The sequence below is a fragment of the Pseudomonas delhiensis genome (genome assembly GCF_900187975.1).
Classification (GTDB): domain Bacteria; phylum Pseudomonadota; class Gammaproteobacteria; order Pseudomonadales; family Pseudomonadaceae; genus Pseudomonas; species Pseudomonas delhiensis.
On the sequence record NZ_FZPC01000005.1, the window covers coordinates 97,613 to 114,669 of the forward strand.

Annotated in this window: 12 protein-coding genes; 2 read left to right on the plus strand and 10 right to left on the minus strand. The window is 67.9% G+C overall.

Annotated elements, in window-relative coordinates:
* Nucleotides 1–111: 111 nt before the first annotated feature.
* The 6 genes from CHC02_RS05900 to CHC02_RS05925 form a co-directional block, all read right to left on the minus strand.
* The gene (locus CHC02_RS05900) at nt 112–1,023 is read right to left on the minus strand and encodes an ABC transporter permease subunit (protein WP_089390571.1); all 912 of its coding nucleotides are present in this window, start codon (nt 1,021–1,023) and stop codon (nt 112–114) included.
* 10 nt (nt 1,024–1,033) lie between these two features.
* Nucleotides 1,034–2,044, minus strand: coding sequence for an ABC transporter permease subunit (locus CHC02_RS05905; RefSeq protein WP_089390572.1), 1,011 nt, complete (start codon nt 2,042–2,044; stop codon nt 1,034–1,036).
* A gap of 64 nt (nt 2,045–2,108) precedes the next feature.
* Nucleotides 2,109–3,692, minus strand: coding sequence for an ABC transporter substrate-binding protein (locus CHC02_RS05910; protein ID WP_089390573.1), 1,584 nt, complete (start codon nt 3,690–3,692; stop codon nt 2,109–2,111).
* A gap of 10 nt (nt 3,693–3,702) precedes the next feature.
* Nucleotides 3,703–5,082, minus strand: coding sequence for an OprD family porin (locus tag CHC02_RS05915; RefSeq protein ID WP_089390574.1), 1,380 nt, complete (start codon nt 5,080–5,082; stop codon nt 3,703–3,705).
* Between the two features lie 159 nt (nt 5,083–5,241).
* Nucleotides 5,242–6,843: an ABC transporter substrate-binding protein gene (locus CHC02_RS05920; protein ID WP_089390575.1), complete on the minus strand. Its 1,602-nt coding sequence runs from the start codon at nt 6,841–6,843 to the stop codon at nt 5,242–5,244.
* 223 nt (nt 6,844–7,066) lie between these two features.
* Nucleotides 7,067–7,630 (minus strand): helix-turn-helix domain-containing protein, encoded by a 564-nt coding sequence (locus CHC02_RS05925; protein ID WP_089390576.1) that lies wholly within the window; start codon nt 7,628–7,630, stop codon nt 7,067–7,069.
* A 183-nt stretch (nt 7,631–7,813) separates the two neighbouring features.
* On the opposite strand from CHC02_RS05925, the gene CHC02_RS05930 reads away from it, so the two are divergent.
* Nucleotides 7,814–9,031, plus strand: coding sequence for a M24 family metallopeptidase (locus CHC02_RS05930; protein ID WP_089390577.1), 1,218 nt, complete (start codon nt 7,814–7,816; stop codon nt 9,029–9,031).
* A gap of 425 nt (nt 9,032–9,456) precedes the next feature.
* Here the strand turns inward: CHC02_RS05930 and CHC02_RS05935 are convergent, their stop codons facing one another.
* The 4 genes from CHC02_RS05935 to CHC02_RS05950 form a co-directional block, all read right to left on the minus strand.
* On the minus strand, nt 9,457–10,839 hold the full coding sequence (locus CHC02_RS05935; RefSeq protein WP_089390578.1) for an OprD family porin: 1,383 nt from the start codon (nt 10,837–10,839) through the stop codon (nt 9,457–9,459).
* Between the two features lie 571 nt (nt 10,840–11,410).
* Nucleotides 11,411–13,036, minus strand: coding sequence for an ABC transporter substrate-binding protein (locus tag CHC02_RS05940; RefSeq protein WP_089390579.1), 1,626 nt, complete (start codon nt 13,034–13,036; stop codon nt 11,411–11,413).
* Between the two features lie 33 nt (nt 13,037–13,069).
* Nucleotides 13,070–14,671, minus strand: coding sequence for an ABC transporter substrate-binding protein (locus CHC02_RS05945; protein ID WP_089390580.1), 1,602 nt, complete (start codon nt 14,669–14,671; stop codon nt 13,070–13,072).
* Nucleotides 14,672–14,872: 201 nt separating this feature from the next.
* Nucleotides 14,873–15,586 carry an SIMPL domain-containing protein gene (locus CHC02_RS05950; RefSeq protein ID WP_089390581.1) on the minus strand — a complete coding sequence of 238 codons (714 nt, stop codon included), beginning with the start codon at nt 15,584–15,586 and terminating at the stop codon, nt 14,873–14,875.
* Nucleotides 15,587–15,780: 194 nt separating this feature from the next.
* Here CHC02_RS05950 and CHC02_RS05955 point away from each other — a divergent pair, with 194 nt between their 5' ends.
* Complete coding sequence (locus tag CHC02_RS05955) at nt 15,781–17,037, plus strand: ATP-binding protein (protein ID WP_089390582.1); 1,257 nt, start codon at nt 15,781–15,783, stop codon at nt 17,035–17,037.
* Nucleotides 17,038–17,057 lie beyond the last annotated feature (20 nt).

The following is a 17,057-nucleotide window of genomic DNA, read 5'->3' on the forward strand; positions in this document are numbered from 1 at the left end:
GCGAATTCTTCCTGTAGGAGCGAGCTTGCTCGCGAACGTCGGTATGGCGGGGATGCAGGTTCGCGAGCAAGCTCGCTCCTACGAAAAGCGCAGTCTTCATCGGGATCGTCCTCAGGCCGCGCTCTTGAGTTTCGGGTCCAGCGCGTCGCGCAGGCCGTCGCCCACCAGGTTGATCGCCAGCACGCTGAGCAGGATGGCCAGGCCCGGCAGGCTCACCACCCACCAGGCGCGCTCGATGTAGTCGCGCGCCGAGGCCAGCATGGTGCCCCACTCCGGGGTCGGCGGCTGCACGCCGAGGCCGAGGAAGCCCAGGGCGGCGGCGTCGAGGATGGCCGAGGAGAAGCTCAGGGTGGCCTGGACGATCAGCGGCGCCATGCAGTTGGGCAGCACGGTGACGAACATCAGCCGCCAGATGCCGGCGCCGGCCAGGCGCGAGGCGGTGACGTAGTCGCGGTTGACCTCGCCGAGCACCGCCGCGCGGGTCAGGCGCACGTAGGAGGGCAGCGAGACCACGGCGATGGCGATCACGGTATTGAACAGCCCTGGGCCGAGCACCGCGACTATGGCCACCGCCAGCAGCAGCGAGGGCAGCGCCAGCATGATGTCCATCAGGCGCATGATCACCGGGCCCAGGCGGGTCGGCGAGAAGCCGGCGACCAGGCCCAGCACCAGCCCCGGCAGCAGCGAGATGACCACCGAGCTCAGGGCGATCAGCAGCGACAGGCGGGCGCCGAAGATCAGCCGCGAGAGCATGTCGCGGCCCACTTCGTCGGTGCCCAGCAGGAACTGCCCGCTGCCGCCCTCCAGCCACACCGGCGGGGTGAGCAGGAAGTCGCGGAACTGCTCGCTGGGGTCGTGGGGCGCCACCCAGGGCGCGAACAGCGCGCAGAAGACGATCAGCACCATGAACGCCAGGCCGCCGACCGCACCCTTGTTGTGCGCGAAAGCTTGCCAGAACTCTTTCAGGGGCGAGGGGTAGACCAGGCTCGGGTCGCCGGCGGGAGCGTTTTGCATGGAATTCATCGCGGGCTCCTCAGCGTTGGTGGCGAATGCGCGGGTTGACCAGGCCGTAGAGGATGTCCACGGTGAAGTTGACCAGGATCACCAGGGTGGCGACCAGCAGGATGCCGTTCTGCACCACCGGGTAGTCGCGGCGGCTGATGGCGTCGATCAGCCACTTGCCGATGCCCGGCCAGGAGAAGATGGTCTCGGTCAGCACGGCGCCGGCCAGCAGCGCGCCGACCTGCAGGCCGAACACGGTGAGCACCGGGATCATGGCGTTGCGCAGGGCGTGCACGAACACCACCCGGGCCGGCGACAGGCCCTTGGCGCGGGCGGTGCGCACGTAGTCCTCGCGCAGCACCTCGAGCATCGCCGAGCGGGTCATGCGGGCGATCACCGCCAGCGGGATGGTGCCCAGCACGATGGCCGGCAGCACCAGGTGGTGCAGGGCGTCGAGGAAGGCGCCCTGCTCGTCGGAGAGCAGGGTGTCGATGAGCATGAAGCCGGTCACAGGCTCAATGTCGTAGAGCAGGTCCAGGCGCCCGGACACCGGCGTCCAGCCGAGTGTCACGGAGAACAGCATGATGAGGATCAGGCCCCACCAGAAGATCGGCATCGAGTAGCCGGCCAGGGAGATGGTCATCACCCCATGGTCGAAGATCGAGCCGCGCTTGAGCGCCGCGATCACCCCGGCCAGCAGGCCGAAGGTGCCGGCGAACAGCATGGCCGCGATGGCCAGCTCCAGGGTCGCCGGGAACAGCGTGAGGAACTCGTGCCAGACGCTGTCGCGGGTGACCAGGGATTCGCCGAGGTTGCCCTGGGCGAGGTTGCCGATGTAGTCCAGGTACTGCTGGTACAGCGGCTCGTCCAGGCCCAGGCGGTGCATGGCCTCGGCGTGCATCTGCGGGTCGACGCGGCGCTCGCCCATCATCACCTCGACCGGGTCGCCGGGGATCATGCGGATCAGCGCGAAGGTCAGCAGCGTGACGCCGAAGAAGGTGGGGATGAGCAGGCCGAAGCGGCGTGCGATGAAACTCAGCATGGTGGTGGAGCACTCCTCATCGCGCGGCTGCCCGCCGGGGTAGGGCGGGCGCCGCTTTTTCTTGTCACTTCACCCGGGTTTCGGCGAAGTTGTTGTTGCTCAGCGGGCTGATGGTGTAGCCCTCGATGTTGCTGCGGCGCACATTGAACAGCTTAGGATGCGCCAGGGGAATCCAGGGGGCCTGTTCGTGGAATATCTTTGTCGCCTTTTCATAAAGTTCCTGCCGTTTCGACCGCTCGTCGGTGCGCCGGGCCTGCTGGATCAGTGATTCGAAGGCCGCATCGCACCAGCGCGCCTGGTTTTCCCCGGACTTCGCCGCCGCGCAGCTGAGGTTCGGACTGAGGAAGTTGTCCGGGTCGCCGTTGTCGCCGGCCCAGCCGAGCAGCGAGAGGTCGTGCTCGCCGGCCTTGGAGCGCTTGAGCAGCTCGCCCCATTCCAGCGAACGGATCTGCAAGGCGATGCCGACCTTGGCCAGGTCCGCCTGCATCATCTGTGCCGCCAGCGCCGGGTTGGGGATGGTCGGCGAGCTGCCGTTGCGGATGAACAGCGTCAGCTTCAGGCCGTCCACCCCGGCTTCCTCGAGCAGGGCCCGGGCGCGCTCGGGGTCGTGCGGCCAGTCCTGCAGGGCCTCGTTGTAGCCCAGCAGGGTGGACGGATAGGGGTTGATCGCCGGGGTCGCGGCGCCGGGGCCGAACACCGCGTCGAGCAGGGCCGGCTTGTCGATGGCCAGGTTGATGGCCTGGCGCACGCGCACGTCGTCCAGCGGCTTGTGCTGGGTGTTGAGGGCCACGTAGGTGGTCAGCAGGGCGTCGGTGCTGTCCACCGCCAGGCCCGCTTCCTTCTGCAGCTGCGGCACGTCGGCGGGCTTGGGGTAGAGCGCCACCTGGCACTCGCCGCGGCGCAGCTTCTGCATGCGCACGTTGGGGTCCAGGGTGATGGCGAACACCAGGTTGTCGATCGCCGGCTTGCCGCCGAAGTAGTCCGGGTTGGCCTTGTAGCGCACCTGGGCGTCGCGGGCGTAGCGGCTGAAGACGAAGGGCCCGGTGCCGATGGGCTGGGTGTTGAGCTGCTCCGGCTTGCCGGCCTTGAGCAGCTGGTCGCCGTATTCGGCCGAGTAGATGGAGGCGAAGCCCATGGCCATGTCGGCGAGGAAGGGCGCCTCCGGGTGGTTGAGGGTGATACGCACGGTCAGGTCGTCGAGCTTGTCCACCGACTTGATCAGCTCGCCCATGCCCATGGCTTCGAAGTAGGGGTAGCCGCGCGGCGCCGAGGCATGCCAGGGATGTTGCGGGTCCAGGGCGCGGCGGAAGCTCCAGAGCACGTCGTCGGCGTTGAGGGTGCGGCTGGGCTTGAAGTACTCGGTGCTGTGGAACTTCACCCCCGGGCGCAGGTGGAAGCTGTAGGTCAGCCCGTCGGGGCTGACCTCCCAGCTTTGCGCCAGTGCCGGCACTACCTCGGTGGTGCCCGGGCGGAACGCCACCAGGCGGCTGAACACCGTCTCGGCGGCAGCGTCGGCGGTGACCGCGCCGGTGTACTGGACGATGTCGAAGCCTTCCGGGCTGGCCTCGGTGCAGACCACCAGGTTCTGCGCCAGCGCGGGGCCGGCGCCGAGGGCCAGGAGCAGGGGCAGGTAGCGCGGGACGGGCATGCAGGTTCTCCTACAGCAGGTCGAAGGGGAAGGTGCTGACCAGGCGGACTTCGTCGACGCTGCCGTCGACCTGGTTCTGGCTGGCCAGGTGCTTCATGTACATCAGGCGGAACCTGCTGCGCTTGAGCGGGCCGTCCTGGATCACGTAGGTGCCCATCAGGCCCAGTTCGTGGTGCTTCTCGCCGTCCTGGCCACGAACTTCAGCGTAGTTGCCGTAGGCGCCGTTGCGGTCCCCGTCGTAGTGGCTGCCGTCGATGTCCCAGCCCTTGGCGTACCACACCGCGGTGCTCAGGCCGGGCACGCCGTAGGGCGCGAAGTCGGTGCCGTAGCGCAGCTGCACGGATTTCTCGTTGGGCCCGTTGTAGTCCGACAGCAGCGAGTTGGCCAGGTAGATGGCCGAGGTTTCGTGCACGTAGTCGAAGTACTCGTTGCCGTCGACCTGCTGCCAGCCGAGCATCAGCGAGTGGGCGCCGCGGCTGAGGGTGAAGGCCAGGCTCCAGGTGTCGTTGTCGATGTAGCCGGCCTCGCGGTTGCCGGTGTCGCGGGTGCTGTAGAGGTTGAAGCTGGTGTTCAGGGCCAGGCTCTGCGCATCGCCCAGGTCGTGGGAGAAGCCGAGGTAGTACTGGTTCCAGACATCCTCGAAGTGCCCGCCGTAGGCCGTCACCGAGAGGTTGTCGGCGACCTTGTAGGTGCCGCCGAGGTAGCTGTAGCGGTCGCCCTTGACCTGGCGCGTGCCGTACTCGGTGGTGAGGTCCTCGTCGCCCGCCCCGGTGCGCGGGCTGGCGCGGGTGAAGCTGCCGCCCTGCAGCGAGAGGCCGGCCAGCTCCTCGCTGACCAGCCCCACGCCGTTGAAGCTCGACGGCAGGGCGCGGTTGTCGATGCTGTTGAACACCGGCGTCTCGACCTGGAAGCGCCCGGCCTTGAGCTCGGTGTCGGAGACCCGCAGGCGCAGGTTGGCGATGCCCATCTTCGACCACTCGTCCACCGCCTCGCCGTCGCCGTGGGTCAGGGTGCGGTTGCCGCCGCCGCCGATCACGCCCTTGCCGCGCTCCAGGTTGATGGCGTTGAAGCCGGCCAGGTCCAGGCCGAAGCCGACGGTGCCCTGGGTGTAGCCGGAGCTGTACTGGAGGATGGTGCCCTGGACCCAGGTGCGGCGGCTGTGGGTGAACTCCGAACCGCCCTCCTTGGGGATGCGGAAGCCGAAGCTGTCGTGCATCTGCTCGCGGGAGAAGAAGTTGCGTGTGCTCAGGGTCAGCTTCTGGCCTTCGACGAAGCCGCTGGCGCCGGCCTGGCCCTTGTCCGAATCGTCCTCGGCGGCCCAGGCCTGGCCGAGCAGCCCGGCGCCGATCGCCAGGCCCAGTACGGTGGGTTTGATGTAGGGACACTGCATGGGGTTGCTCCTTCTTTCTTCTTCGTTGTTGTTCGAGACGGCAAACGCATCCCGCCGCGCCTGCCGGGGCTGGCACGCTGGGAGTGAGGCAGTGGCGAAACGAAGGGCCGCCCGGTCTGTGCCGGGCTGGCCTGCCCGCGGTGGGACCGCGGGCTGCGGCTAGGGCTGGTTGCTCACGCCGTAGAACGAGTTGCGCCCGAAGGGGCTGATGAGGAAGCCCTGCACCGATTTGCGCATGGGCTGGTACACGGTGGAGTGGGCGATGGGGCTGATCGGCAGCTGCTGCGCCAGCAGTTGCTGGGCCTGCTGGTAGAGGGCGACGCGCTGGGCGTGGTCGGTGGTGGCCTTGGCCTGCTTCACCAGCTTGTCGTAGGCCGGGTCGCACCACTTGGAGACGTTGTTGCCGTTGACCGCGTCGCAGCCGTAGAGGGTGCCCAGCCAGTTGTCCGGGTCGCCGTTGTCGCCGGTCCAGCCGAACAGGGCCACGTCGTGCTCGCCGGCGTGGGCGCGCTTGATGTACTCGCCCCACTCGTAGCTGACGATCCTGGCCTTGATGCCGACCTTGGCCCAGTCGGCCTGGATCATCTCGGCCATCAGCCTGGCGTTGGGGTTGTAGGGGCGCTGCACCGGCATGGCCCAGAGGGTGATCTCGGTGTCCTCGGCGATGCCGGCCTGCTTCAGCAGTGCCCTGGCTTTTTCCGGGTCGTAGGCCTGGCCCTTGATCGACTCGTCGTAGGACCACTGGGTCGGCGGCATGGCGTTCACCGCCAGTTGGCCGGCGCCCTGGTAGATGGCGTCGATGATGGCCTGCTTGTTCACCGCCATGTCCAGCGCCTGGCGCACCTCGACGCGGTCCAGCGGCTTGTGGGTGACGTTGTAGGCCAGGTAGCCGAGGTTGAAGCCCGGCTGCGAGGGCATGTCCAGGTTCGGGTCGCGCTTCAGCGACTCGAGGTCCGCCGGGCGCGGGTTGAGGCTGATCTGGCATTCGCCGGCCTTGAGCTTCTGCATGCGCACCGAGGCGTCGGTGTTGATGGCGAAGATCAGGTTGTCCAGGCGCACGTCCTCGGGCTTCCAGTAGTCCTTGTTGCCCCTGAAGCGGATCAGCGCGTCCTTCTGGTAGCGGGCGAGCACGAAGGGCCCGGTGCCGATGGGCTTCTGGTTGATGTCGCTGGCCCGGTTCTGCCTGAGCAGCTGGTCGGCGTACTCGGCGGACTGGATGGCCGCGAAGTTCATCGCCAGGTTCTGGATGAAGGCGGCGTCGACCTCGTTGAGGGTGAACCGGACGCTGTGCTCGTCGAGCTTCTCCACCCTGGCGATGTTGCGGTCCAGGCCCATGTCGGTGAAGTAGGGGAACTCGGTGGGGTAGGCCTTGCGGAACGGGTGGTTCCTGTCGAGCATGCGCTGGAAGGTGAAGACCACGTCGTCGGCGTTGAACGCGCGGTTGGGCTTGAAGTAGTCGGTGCTGTGGAACTTCACGCCGGGGCGCAGGTGGAAGGTCCAGGCCTTGCCGTCGGCGCTGGTCTCCCAGCTTTCGGCCAGGGCCGGCACGGCCTCGGTGCCGCCGCGCTCGAACTGCACCAGGCGGTTGAACAGGGTTTCCGACGTGGCGTCGTAGTCGGTGCCGGTGGTGTACTGGCCCGGGTCGAAGCCGGCCGGGCTGCCTTCGGAGCAGTACACCAGGGTGTTGCCGGCGAAGCTCGCCGAGCTGGCCAGCAGCAGGCCGCCGGCAACCAGTGAATGCATGGAGTTACGACGCTTCATACGCATGCCTAACCTCGTTGTTCTTTTTCTGAGGGAGCCGTGCGCTGGGCGTTGTGGGCCTGCGCCGGCTCGGGCGCCATCGCTCCCCCGGAGGCGATGGCCGGATGCCGCCGGGGGTGGCCGGCGAACGTCGAACGCGAAGTTAAGTCAGGCTGAAATTAAGGTCAACTTAAATTCAGTGCCACTGCAAAAATCAGACGAATCCTGATGGCGGGGGAAGGACTCAGGTGCCCGGGTGCTCGCCGAACAGCGGCATGGTGGTGACGGTCAGCACCTCGGCGGTTTCCTCGCCGGCATTGCGCAGGCAGTGGGGTTTGCCGGCATCGAAGTGCACCGAGTCGCCGGGGCCGAGGGGGTAGTTGCGGCCGTCGATGGTGTAGACGATGTTGCCACTGAGCACGTAGGCGAATTCCGCGCCTTCGTGGGAAATCAGCTCGGACTGGTAGCCGACCGGCATGTTCATCTTCACCGCGTTGAGCTGGTTGCCGGGGAAGGTGCTGGACAGGCGCTCGTAGCCCAGCGGCTGGCCTTCGATGGCGTAGCGCACGCGCTCGCCCTGGTGGGTGTCCGGCTGCGCTTGCTGCGGCTGGTCGAACAGTTCGTTGAGCGGCACCCCCAGGGACCTGGCGATGCTGGCCAGGGAGGAGATGGAAACGCCGGTGAGGTTGCGCTCGGCCTGGGACAGGAAGCTGGCGGTGAGGCCGGATTCGCTGGCCACCTGGTTGAGGGTCTTCTTCGCGGCGCGCCGATAACGGCGCAGGCGCTCTCCGATTCGATCGACGGTCATTGGCTGGGCTCTTGGAGGATGCCGGCAGTATACCGGTGAAGAATCGCGGCGGAAGAGTGTCGGCAAGGTTGACAGGGGGTAGGCGCTTTCTTCGTGGTTTTAAGTGTGACTTAAAATTCGTTTGGCACGGATTTTAAGTAATGCTTAAATCCAGCCGGCATTTTTCACCACGGGAGCTGGGCGATGGCATTGGGCGTTGGGGGCCGCACCCCCGAGCAGGCACTGGCGGGGCTGCATGACATGAGCGGCGGCGTCGAGCCGATCGGGCTGGACGAATACCGGGCCCGCGTGGCCGGCCTGCAGGCGCGCCTGCGCGGGCAGGGCATGGCCGCGGCCTTCGTCGATGCCGGCAGCTACCTGCGCTATTTCAGCGGGGTGAAGTGGAACCCCAGCGAGCGCCTGGTCGGCCTGCTGGTGCCCGCCGACGGCGAGCCGCTGTACCTCGCCCCGGCCTTCGAGGAGGGCACGGTGCGCGACTTCCAGGTGCTGCCCGGGGCGATCCGCACCTGGCAGGAGCACCAGAGCCCCTACCGCCTGCTGCTGGACATGCTGGTGGAGCTGGGCGTGCCGGCCAACGCCCGCCTCGGCCTGTGCCCGAGCCTGCCGTTCGGCATGGTCGAGCGCCTGCGCGAGGTCGCCGGCGCCCTGCGCCTGGTGGACGCCGGCGCCGCCGTGGACCACGGCCGGCAGCGCAAGTCGGCCGCCGAGCTGGCGCTGCTGCAACGCGCCAAGGACATGACCCTGGAGGTGCACAAGGCTGCCGCCGGCATCCTCCGCGAAGGCATCACCACTACCGAAGTGGTGCGCTTCATCGAGGCGGCGCACCGCCGTGTCGGCGCGCCCGGCTCGACCTTCTGCATCGTGCTGTTCGGCGAGGACAGCGCCTTCCCCCACGGCGTGCGCGAACCGCGCCCGCTGCGCGAGGGCGACATGGTGCTGATCGACACCGGCTGCCAGTTGCACGGCTACAACTCGGACATCACCCGCAGCTACGTCTTCGGTACCCCCAGCGACCGCCAGCGCGCCTTCTGGAACCTGGAGAAGGCCGCCCAGCAGGCCGCCTTCGACGCCGCCGTGCCGGGCGCCCCCTGCCAGGCGGTGGACGCCGCCGCAAGGCGCTGCCTGGAAGCCGGCGGCCTGGGCCCGGACTACGCCCTGCCCGGCCTGCCGCACCGCACCGGCCACGGCATCGGCCTGGACATCCACGAAGGCCCCTACCTGGTACGCGGCGACGAAACCCCGCTGGAGGCCGGCATGTGCTTCAGCAACGAGCCGATGATCTGCGTGCCCGGCGAGTTCGGCATCCGCCTGGAAGACCATTTCTACATGAGCGCCGAGGGCCCGCGCTGGTTCACCCGGCCGAGCCATTCCATCGACGATCCGTTCGGTCTGGCGGGCTAGGGCCTAGCGGCATCGGTGGGCATTGTAGGAGCGGGCCCTGCCCGCGATTTCGCGCGCAGGGCGCGCTCCTACAGGGGAATGGCGCGGGTGGGGTTGCGGAGCGGATCTCATCCGCGAACCGCGCTGGAACCTCCGGTTATCGCGGACAAAGTCCTACGTCCGTGCTCGACCGTAGGGCGAATAACCGTTCGCGGTTATCCGCCGCCGGCCGGAACGCCGGTGCCCGACGGCGGCGGCGGATAACGCCGTAGGCGTTATGCGCCCTACGGGTTGGAAAGAGGCGGCGCAGCCTGCAAGACAGTTGCTCCTACCCTACCGGCGAGCAGGGCCTTTCGTAGGAGCGAGCACCTCGGTTAGGCGCGGGGCGATGGAGGGCGCGTACCTGCCCGGCGCCGCCTCTGGCGGGGCGGCGCCGGAGCGGGGGGCTACAGCAGGTTGAAGGGTAGGGTGGTGATCAGGCGCACGTCGTCGATGCTGCCGTCGGCCTGGTTCTGGCTGGCCCGGTGGCGCCGGTAGGTCAGCTTGATGCTGCTGCTCTTGAGCGGGCCGTCCTGGATCTTGTAGGCGAGCGTCATGCCCAGTTCGCGATGCCTTTCGCCGTCCTGCTTGCGCACCTCGGCGTAGCTGCCGTGGGCGCCGTTGCGGTCGCCGTCGTAGCGGGTGCCGTCGATGCCCCAGCCCTTGGCGTACCACAGCGTGCTGCTCAGCCCCGGTATGCCGTAGCGGGCCCAGTCGGTGCCGTAGGCCAGCTGGGCGGACTTCTCGTTGGGGCCGTTGTAGTCGGATTGCAGGTAGTTGACCAGGTAGATGGCCGCGGTCTCGTTGACGTAGTCGAAGTACTCGTCACCATCGACCTGCTGCCAGCCCGCCATCAGGCTATGGGCGCCGCGGGCGAGGGTGAAGGCCAGGCTCCAGGTGTCGTTGTCGATGTAGCCGGCCTTGCGGCTGCCGGCATCGCGGGTGCTGTAGCCGTCGAAGCGGGTGTGCAGGGCCAGCACGTCGGGGTCGCCGAGGTCGTGGGAGAAGCCCAGGTAGTACTGCCGCCAGATGTCCTCGAACTCGCCGCCGTAGGCGGTGAGGCTGAGATTGGGCGTCGCACGGTAGGTCCCGCCGAGGTAGCTGTAGCGGTCGCCCTTGGCCTTGCGGTCGCCGTAGGTGGTGGTGAGTTTCTCGTCGCCGGCCCCGGTGCGCGGGCTGACGCGATCGAAGCTGCCGGCCTGCAGCTTGAGCCTGGTGAGTTCGCTGCTGGTCAGGCCGACGCCGCGGAAGGTGGAGGGCAGGGCGCGGTTGTCTATGGTGGCCAGTACCGGCGTCTCGACCTGGAGGCGGCCGGCGCGCAGTTCGCTGTTGGACAGCCGCAGGCGCAGGTTGGCCACGCCCAGCTTGGACCACTCGTCCAGCGGCCGGCCGTCGCTGTCGGTCAGGGTGCGGTTGCTGCCGCCGGCGACCACGCCTTTGCCGCGCTCCAGGTTGAGGGCATGGAAGGCGCCGACGTCGAGGCCGAAGCCGACGGTGCCCCGGGTGTAGCCGGAGCTGTACTGCAGGATGCTGCCCTGCACCCAGGTGCGCCGGCTGTGGGTGGGTTCGTAGCCGTCGTCCTTGGGGATCTTGAAGACGAAGCGCCCATGTTTCTGCTCGCGGGAGGCGAAGTTGCGGGTGCTCAGGGTCAGGCTCTGGCCTTCGATGAAGCCCTTGGCGGCGGCCTGCCCCCGCTGCCTGTCGTCCTCTTCGGCCGCCCAGGCCTGGCCGGTGATGCCGGCGAGCAGTGCCAGGCCGATGGTGGTGGGGCGGATGTGTGGATTGGTCATCTGATTGCTCCTCGTTTCTAGTGCTGTGTGCAACGGCGGGCACCTGGGCGCGCGCCGGGAACGGCCGGTGGCCGGCTGCAAGGCGGGAAGCGAGTGAGGTGGGATGATTGTTGGAAGAGCATGGCCGGTCGGACCTGGCTCATGGCTGCCCGCAGCGGATGGGGCGGGCGCAGGGGCGGCAGCGGCGGGTCTGCCGTGCCGTGGAAGGCGTGGGGGGCCGTGGCTGCCGGGCCTTCAGGAGGGAAGCTAAGCCATGCCTGGCGGCCGCGACAATGAAAAAATGCCTGGTGCTTCACTACGCCGCTTCTCGCCGATGCCCGGAATAGAGGCTTCGCGGAATTTTTTGAGGTGGCGTGGTGGGAATCTTGGCGCCCACCTGTAGGAGCGGGCCCTGCCCGCGATTTCGCGCGCAGGGCCCGCTCCTACATGGGAATGGTGTGGGTGGGGTTGCGGAGCGGACCTCATCCGCGAATCGCGCCGGGGCGTCCGGCTATCGCGGACAAGGTCCGCTCCTTAACCGGTGGGCACGGCTTTTCGTAGGAGCGAGCATCTTGGTGCCGTCTTGCAGGACTCAGGGCCCCAGCTCGACGTGGGTGAAATTGTTCGAACCCAGCGGGCTCAGGGTGAAGCCTTTCACCCGGGGGCTCAGCACCACGAACTGCTTGGGGTAGGCCAGGGCTATCCAGGGCGCCTCGCGCTGGAAGATCGCCAGGGCCTGGCGGTAGAGCGCGGCGCGAGCGTCCTGGTCGGTGGTGGCGCGGGCCTGGCGCAGCAGGTCGTCGAACTGGGCGTTGCACCAGCCGGCCATGTTCTCGCCGCTCTGCGCCGCCGCGCAGGACAGGTTGGGGGTGAGGAAGTTGTCCGGGTCGCCGTTGTCGCCCACCCAGCCCATGAACACCAGGTCGTGCTCGCCGTGCTTGGCGCGGCGGATCAGTTCGCCCCATTCGTAGACGCGGATGTCGGCGCGGATGCCCAGCCTGCCCAGGTCGTTCTGCAGCATCTGCGCGCCTATGCCGGGGTTGGGGTTGGTCGGGCCGCCGCCGGGGCGGGTCCAGATGCTGAGTTTCTGCCCGGGTTGCACGCCGGCCTCGGCCAGCAGCTGGCGGGCCCGTTCGAGGTCGCGCGGCCAGCCCTTCAGGTCCGGGTCCGAGCCCCACAGCGTCGGCGGGTAGGGCGCCACCGCCGGGCTGGCGCCGCCCTCGCCGAACTGCGCCTTGCGGTAGGCGTCGCGGTCGAAGGCGAGGTTGATGGCCTGGCGCACGCGCACGTCGTCCAGCGGCTTGTGCCGGGTGTTGATGGCGACGTAGGCGACCAGCAGCGAGTCCAGTTCCTCCACCTTCAGCCGCGGGTCCCCGCGCAGCTCGGGGATGTCCGTGGGCCGCGGGTACACGGCCACCTGGCAGTCGCCGGCGCGCAGCTTCTGGATGCGCACGCTGGGGTCGGGGGTGATCGCCAGCAGCAGGCGCTCGATCTTCGGCGTGCCGCCCCAGTAGTCGGGGTTGGCGGCGAAGCGCACCTGGGCGTCCTTCTGGTAGCGCTGGAAGACGAAGGGCCCGGTGCCCAGGGGCAGGTTGTTCAGTTGCTCGGGCTTGCCGGCCGCCAGCAGCAGGTCGGCGTACTCGGCCGAGTAGATGGAGGCGAAGCCCATGGCCAGGTCGGCGAGGAAGGGCGCCTCGGGGTGGCGCAGGGTGAAGCGCACGGTCAGCGCGTCGAGCTTGTCGATGCGCTCGATCAGCCCCGGCAGGCCCATCGACTGGGCATAGGGGAAGCCGCGCGGGGCCAGCCTGTTCCACGGGTGCGCCGGGTCGAGCTGGCGCTGGAAGCTCCAGAGCACGTCGTCGGCGTTGAAGGTGCGGCTGGGGGTGAAGTAGTCGGTGCGCTGGAACTTCACGCCCGGGCGCAGGTGGAAGGTGTAGGCCAGGCCGTCGGCGCTGATGTCCCAGCTCTGCGCCAGCGCAGGGATTACCTTCGTGCTGCCGGGGGCGAACTGCACCAGGCGTTCGTACACCGTCTCGGCCGTGGCGTCGGCGGTGGTGGCGGCGGTGTACTGGGTGATGTCGAAGCCTTCCGGGCTGCCCTCGGTGCACACCACCAGGGGCCGGGCCAGCGCCGGCGCGGCGGCGAGCAGCAACGCCAGGGCCGCCCACGTGGGGCGGCCCGGTCGTCGCTCAGGGTGCGGCTGTAGCCAGCGCAGCATGGCGTAGCGGCCGCCTCGCGGCGGCCACCTGCCTTACTTGCCGACGCCCACGCCGTAGAAGGAGTTGAGCGCGAAGGGGCTGATCTTGAAGTCCTCGACCGTCTTGCGCATCGGCTGGTACACGGTGGAGTGGGCGATCGGGGTGATCGGCACCTGTTCCTTGAGGATGTGCTGGGCCTGCTTGTACAGCTCGGTGCGCTTGGCCTGGTCGGGGGTGCGCTTGGCTTCCTTGATCAGCTTGTCGTAGGGCTGGTCGCACCATTTGGAGAAGTTGTTGCCGTTGACCGCGTCGCAGCTGTACAGGGTGCCCAGCCAGTTGTCCGGGTCGCCGTTGTCGCCGCTCCAGCCGATCAGCATGGCGTCGTGCTCGCCGGCCTTGGCGCGCTTGATGTATTCGCCCCACTCGTAGGTGACGATCTTCGCCTTGATGCCGACCTTGGCCCAGTCGGCCTGGAGCATCTCGGCCATCAGCTTGGCGTTGGGGTTGTAGGGGCGCTGCACCGGCATGGCCCACAGGGTGATCTCGGTGCCTTCGGGCACGCCGGCCTTCTTCAGCAGTTCCCTGGCCTTTTCCGGGTTGTAGCCGGCGTCCTTGATGCTGTCGTCGTAGGACCACTGGGTCGGCGGCATGCCGTTCACGGCGAGCTGGCCGGCGCCCTGGTAGACGGCGTCGATGATGGCCTTCTTGTTCACCGCCATGTCCAGCGCCTCGCGCACTTCCAGCTTGTCCAGCGGCTTGTGCAGCACGTTGTAGGCGATGTAGCCGAGGTTGAAGCCCGGCTGCGAGGGCATGTTCAGGTTGGCGTCCTTCTTCAGCGACTCCAGGTCCGCCGGGCGCGGGAACAGGGTGATCTGGCACTCGTTGGCCTTGAGCTTCTGCATGCGCACCGAGGCGTCGGTGTTGATGGCGAAGATCAGGTTGTCGATCTTCACCTCGCCGGGCACCCAGTAGTCCTTGTTGGCCTTGAAGCGGATCATCGCGTCCTTCTGGTAGCGGCTGAACACGAAGGGCCCGGTGCCGATCGGCTTCTGGTTGATGTCGCTGGCCCTGTTCCGCTTGAGCAACTGGTCGGCGTACTCGGCGGACTGGATGGAGGCGAAGCTCATGGCCAGGTTCTGGATGAAGGCGGCGTCGACCTCGTTGAGGCTGAACTTCACGGTGTAGTCGTCGACCTTCTCCACCTTGGCGATGTTGGCGTCCATGCCCATGTCGGTGAAGTAGGGGAACTCGGTGGGGTAGGCCTTGCGGAACGGATGGTTCTTGTCGAGCATGCGGTTGAAGGTGAACAGCACGTCGTCGGCGTTGAATTCGCGGGTCGGCTTGAAGTAGTCGGTGGTGTGGAACTTCACGCCGTGGCGCAGGTGGAAGGTGTAGGTCTTGCCGTCATCGGATACGTCCCACTTCTCGGCCAGGCCGGGGATCACCTGGGTGCCGCCGCGCTCGAACTGGGTCAGGCGGTTGAACACGGTCTCGGCGGCGGCGTCGAAATCGGTGCCGGTGGTGTACTGGCCGGGGTCGAAGCCCGCCGGGCTGCCCTCGGAGCAGAACACCAGGTTGCCGGCGGCGTGGGCGAAGGGAGCACTGGCGATCAACCCAGCGGCGATCATGGAGCGGATGACGGCATTCTTGCGCATGCTGACCTCAGTTTGTTGTGGTTGTCATCGAGGCACGCCCTTGTGGGGCGTGTCGCCTGAAACTATGCAGGGCACATGCCGGGCGCAAGGGCCACACCCGCCACAGTGTAGAAGCTGTGATGAAGTCGTAAGGGAATGTCGCAATATCGCAAGAAGCCCGCCGCCATGGCCGGGGCATGGGCGAGGCGGCGGGCCCGCGGCTCAGGGCATCTGCACTTCGATGGTGCCGTCGGCGGTCACCGTGACCTGGCTGGTGCCGGCCTCGATCTCCGGCGCCGCGCCGTAGCCGGCGTCGGCCTTCATCGCCGCCATGCGCATCACCGGCATCGGCCGCGGCGCGCCGGCGCTGTTCAGGTTCAGGTTGACCAGGCGGTAGCCCTTGCCGCCGAGGGAGTCGGTCAGCAGCTGGGCGCGGGCCTTGAACGCGGCCACGGCGTTCTTCATCAGGCTGTCCTCGTTCTGCTGGCGGGTGGCGTCGGCGATGCTGAAGCTCATGTTGCCCATCTTCAGCTTGCCCAGCAGGCTGGCGGTGAGCTGCGACAGCGCGGCGAAGTCCGGGCTTTCCAGGCGCAGCTCGGCGCGTTCGCGCCAGGCGGTGATCTTCTGCCCCTTGTCGTCGTACACCGGGTAGCTGTTGCGGCTGCCCAGGCTCACGGTCACCCCCTTGACCTTGCGCGCCTCGGTCACCGCGGCGTTGAGCGCGGCGGTGGTCTCGGCGGCGAGCCTGGCCGGGTCGCTGGCCTGGGCCTCGTTGAAGAGGGTCACGTGCATCTGGTCGTGGGCCACTTCCTGGCTGGCCTCGGCGTGCAGCGACACCAGGTTGTAGCGCGGCTCGTCGGCGTGGGCGGCGAAGCTGGTGGCGGCCAGGGCGACGGACGCGGCCAGGGCGGCGAGGCTTTTCTTAAATGCGGACATGATCGACTCCTTGGTCCTGAATGAGTCCCGGGTGCAGGGTAGACGAACCCGCACATGGACAGTCAGACCTTTTGACGCAGGTCGGCGTTCAAAGGGGTTGAATCGCGATAGCCTTTATCTCGTATGCTGTGTCGCTATGACGCACCGAGAGGGGAAGGGGCTTGGCTATACTCGCGCAAATTCCGGAATTCACCATGCGCACACCGGTTTTCCAGTTATCCGCCAGCCGGCAGAACCTGCTGCACCTGACGCTCATCCGCATTCTCGTATTGGCCGCACAGGCCGGTTCGGTGGGCATCGCCTACAAGGCCCAGTTGCTCGCGCTGCCCTGGGCGGCCCTGGGGGTGACCCTCGGCGTGTCCCTGGTGCTGTGCCTGGCCACCGCCCTGCGCCTGCGCGGGCCCTGGCCGGTGACCGAGCTGGAGTATTCGGTGCAGCTGGGCTGCGACCTGATCATCCACAGCGCCCTGCTGTACTTCTCCGGCGGCTCGTCCAACCCCTTCGTCTCCTATTACCTGGTGCCGCTGACCATCGCCGCGGCGACCCTGCCGTGGCTCTACACCATCGTTCTCGCCGGCCTGGCCCTGGCCGCCTACACGGTGCTGCTGGTGTGGTTCCACCCGCTGGACATGGCCCCGGTGCAGCGCGACTACCTGCTGATCTACGGCATGTGGCTGAGCTTCGCCCTGGCCGCCGGGCTGATCACCTTCTTCGTCGCGCGCATGTCCCAGGCGCTGCGCCGCCAGGAGCAGATAGTCGCGCAGCGCCGCGAGGAGAGCATGCGCGACCAGCAGCTGCTGGCCGTGGCCACCCAGGCCGCCGGCGCCGCCCATGAGCTGGGCACGCCGCTGGCGACCATGAGCGTGCTGCTCAAGGAACTGCGCCAGGCGCACCCGAAGGACCCGCTGCTGCAGGAAGACCTGGCGCTGCTGCAGGAGCAGGTCAAGCTGTGCAAGGACACCCTGCAGCAACTGGTGCGCGCCGCCGAGGCCGACCGCCGCCAGGCCATCCAGGAACAGGGCGCCAACGAATGGCTGGAGGCGGTGCTGCGCCGCTGGCACCTGATGCGCCCGGAAGCCACCTACCGCTACCTGAACCTGGGCCCCGGCAGCGCCCCGCGGCTGACGCCGCCCACCGACCTCACCCAGGCCCTGCTGAACCTGCTGAACAACGCCGCCGACGCCTGCCCGGACGACCTCGAGATCAGCGTCGACTGGGACGCCTCCACTATCTGCCTGAGCATCCGCGACCACGGCCCCGGCGTGCCCCTGGCGATCGCCGAGCAACTCGGCAAACCCTTCTTCACCACCAAGGGCAAGGGCTTCGGCCTCGGCCTGTTCCTCAGCCAGGCCAGCGTCACCCGCGCCGGCGGCACGGTGAAGTTGTACAACCACGAAGACGGCGGCACGCTTACCGAGCTGCGCCTGCCGCGCAGTTACGGTGTGGTGTGAACCCACGCGCGAGGAAGTAC

What these genes read in the sequence shown, in the direction of transcription:
- CHC02_RS05900 (WP_089390571.1), bottom strand. Translation starts at nt 1,023, where the DNA reads ATGAATTCCATGCAAAACGCTCCCGCCGGCGACCCGAGCCTGGTCTAC.
- CHC02_RS05905 (WP_089390572.1), bottom strand. Translation starts at nt 2,044, where the DNA reads ATGCTGAGTTTCATCGCACGCCGCTTCGGCCTGCTCATCCCCACCTTC.
- CHC02_RS05910 (WP_089390573.1), bottom strand. Translation starts at nt 3,692, where the DNA reads ATGCCCGTCCCGCGCTACCTGCCCCTGCTCCTGGCCCTCGGCGCCGGC.
- CHC02_RS05915 (WP_089390574.1), bottom strand. Translation starts at nt 5,082, where the DNA reads ATGCAGTGTCCCTACATCAAACCCACCGTACTGGGCCTGGCGATCGGC.
- CHC02_RS05920 (WP_089390575.1), bottom strand. Translation starts at nt 6,843, where the DNA reads ATGAAGCGTCGTAACTCCATGCATTCACTGGTTGCCGGCGGCCTGCTG.
- CHC02_RS05925 (WP_089390576.1), bottom strand. Translation starts at nt 7,630, where the DNA reads ATGACCGTCGATCGAATCGGAGAGCGCCTGCGCCGTTATCGGCGCGCC.
- CHC02_RS05930 (WP_089390577.1), top strand. Translation starts at nt 7,814, where the DNA reads ATGGCATTGGGCGTTGGGGGCCGCACCCCCGAGCAGGCACTGGCGGGG.
- CHC02_RS05935 (WP_089390578.1), bottom strand. Translation starts at nt 10,839, where the DNA reads ATGACCAATCCACACATCCGCCCCACCACCATCGGCCTGGCACTGCTC.
- CHC02_RS05940 (WP_089390579.1), bottom strand. Translation starts at nt 13,036, where the DNA reads ATGCTGCGCTGGCTACAGCCGCACCCTGAGCGACGACCGGGCCGCCCC.
- CHC02_RS05945 (WP_089390580.1), bottom strand. Translation starts at nt 14,671, where the DNA reads ATGCGCAAGAATGCCGTCATCCGCTCCATGATCGCCGCTGGGTTGATC.
- CHC02_RS05950 (WP_089390581.1), bottom strand. Translation starts at nt 15,586, where the DNA reads ATGTCCGCATTTAAGAAAAGCCTCGCCGCCCTGGCCGCGTCCGTCGCC.
- CHC02_RS05955 (WP_089390582.1), top strand. Translation starts at nt 15,781, where the DNA reads ATGCGCACACCGGTTTTCCAGTTATCCGCCAGCCGGCAGAACCTGCTG.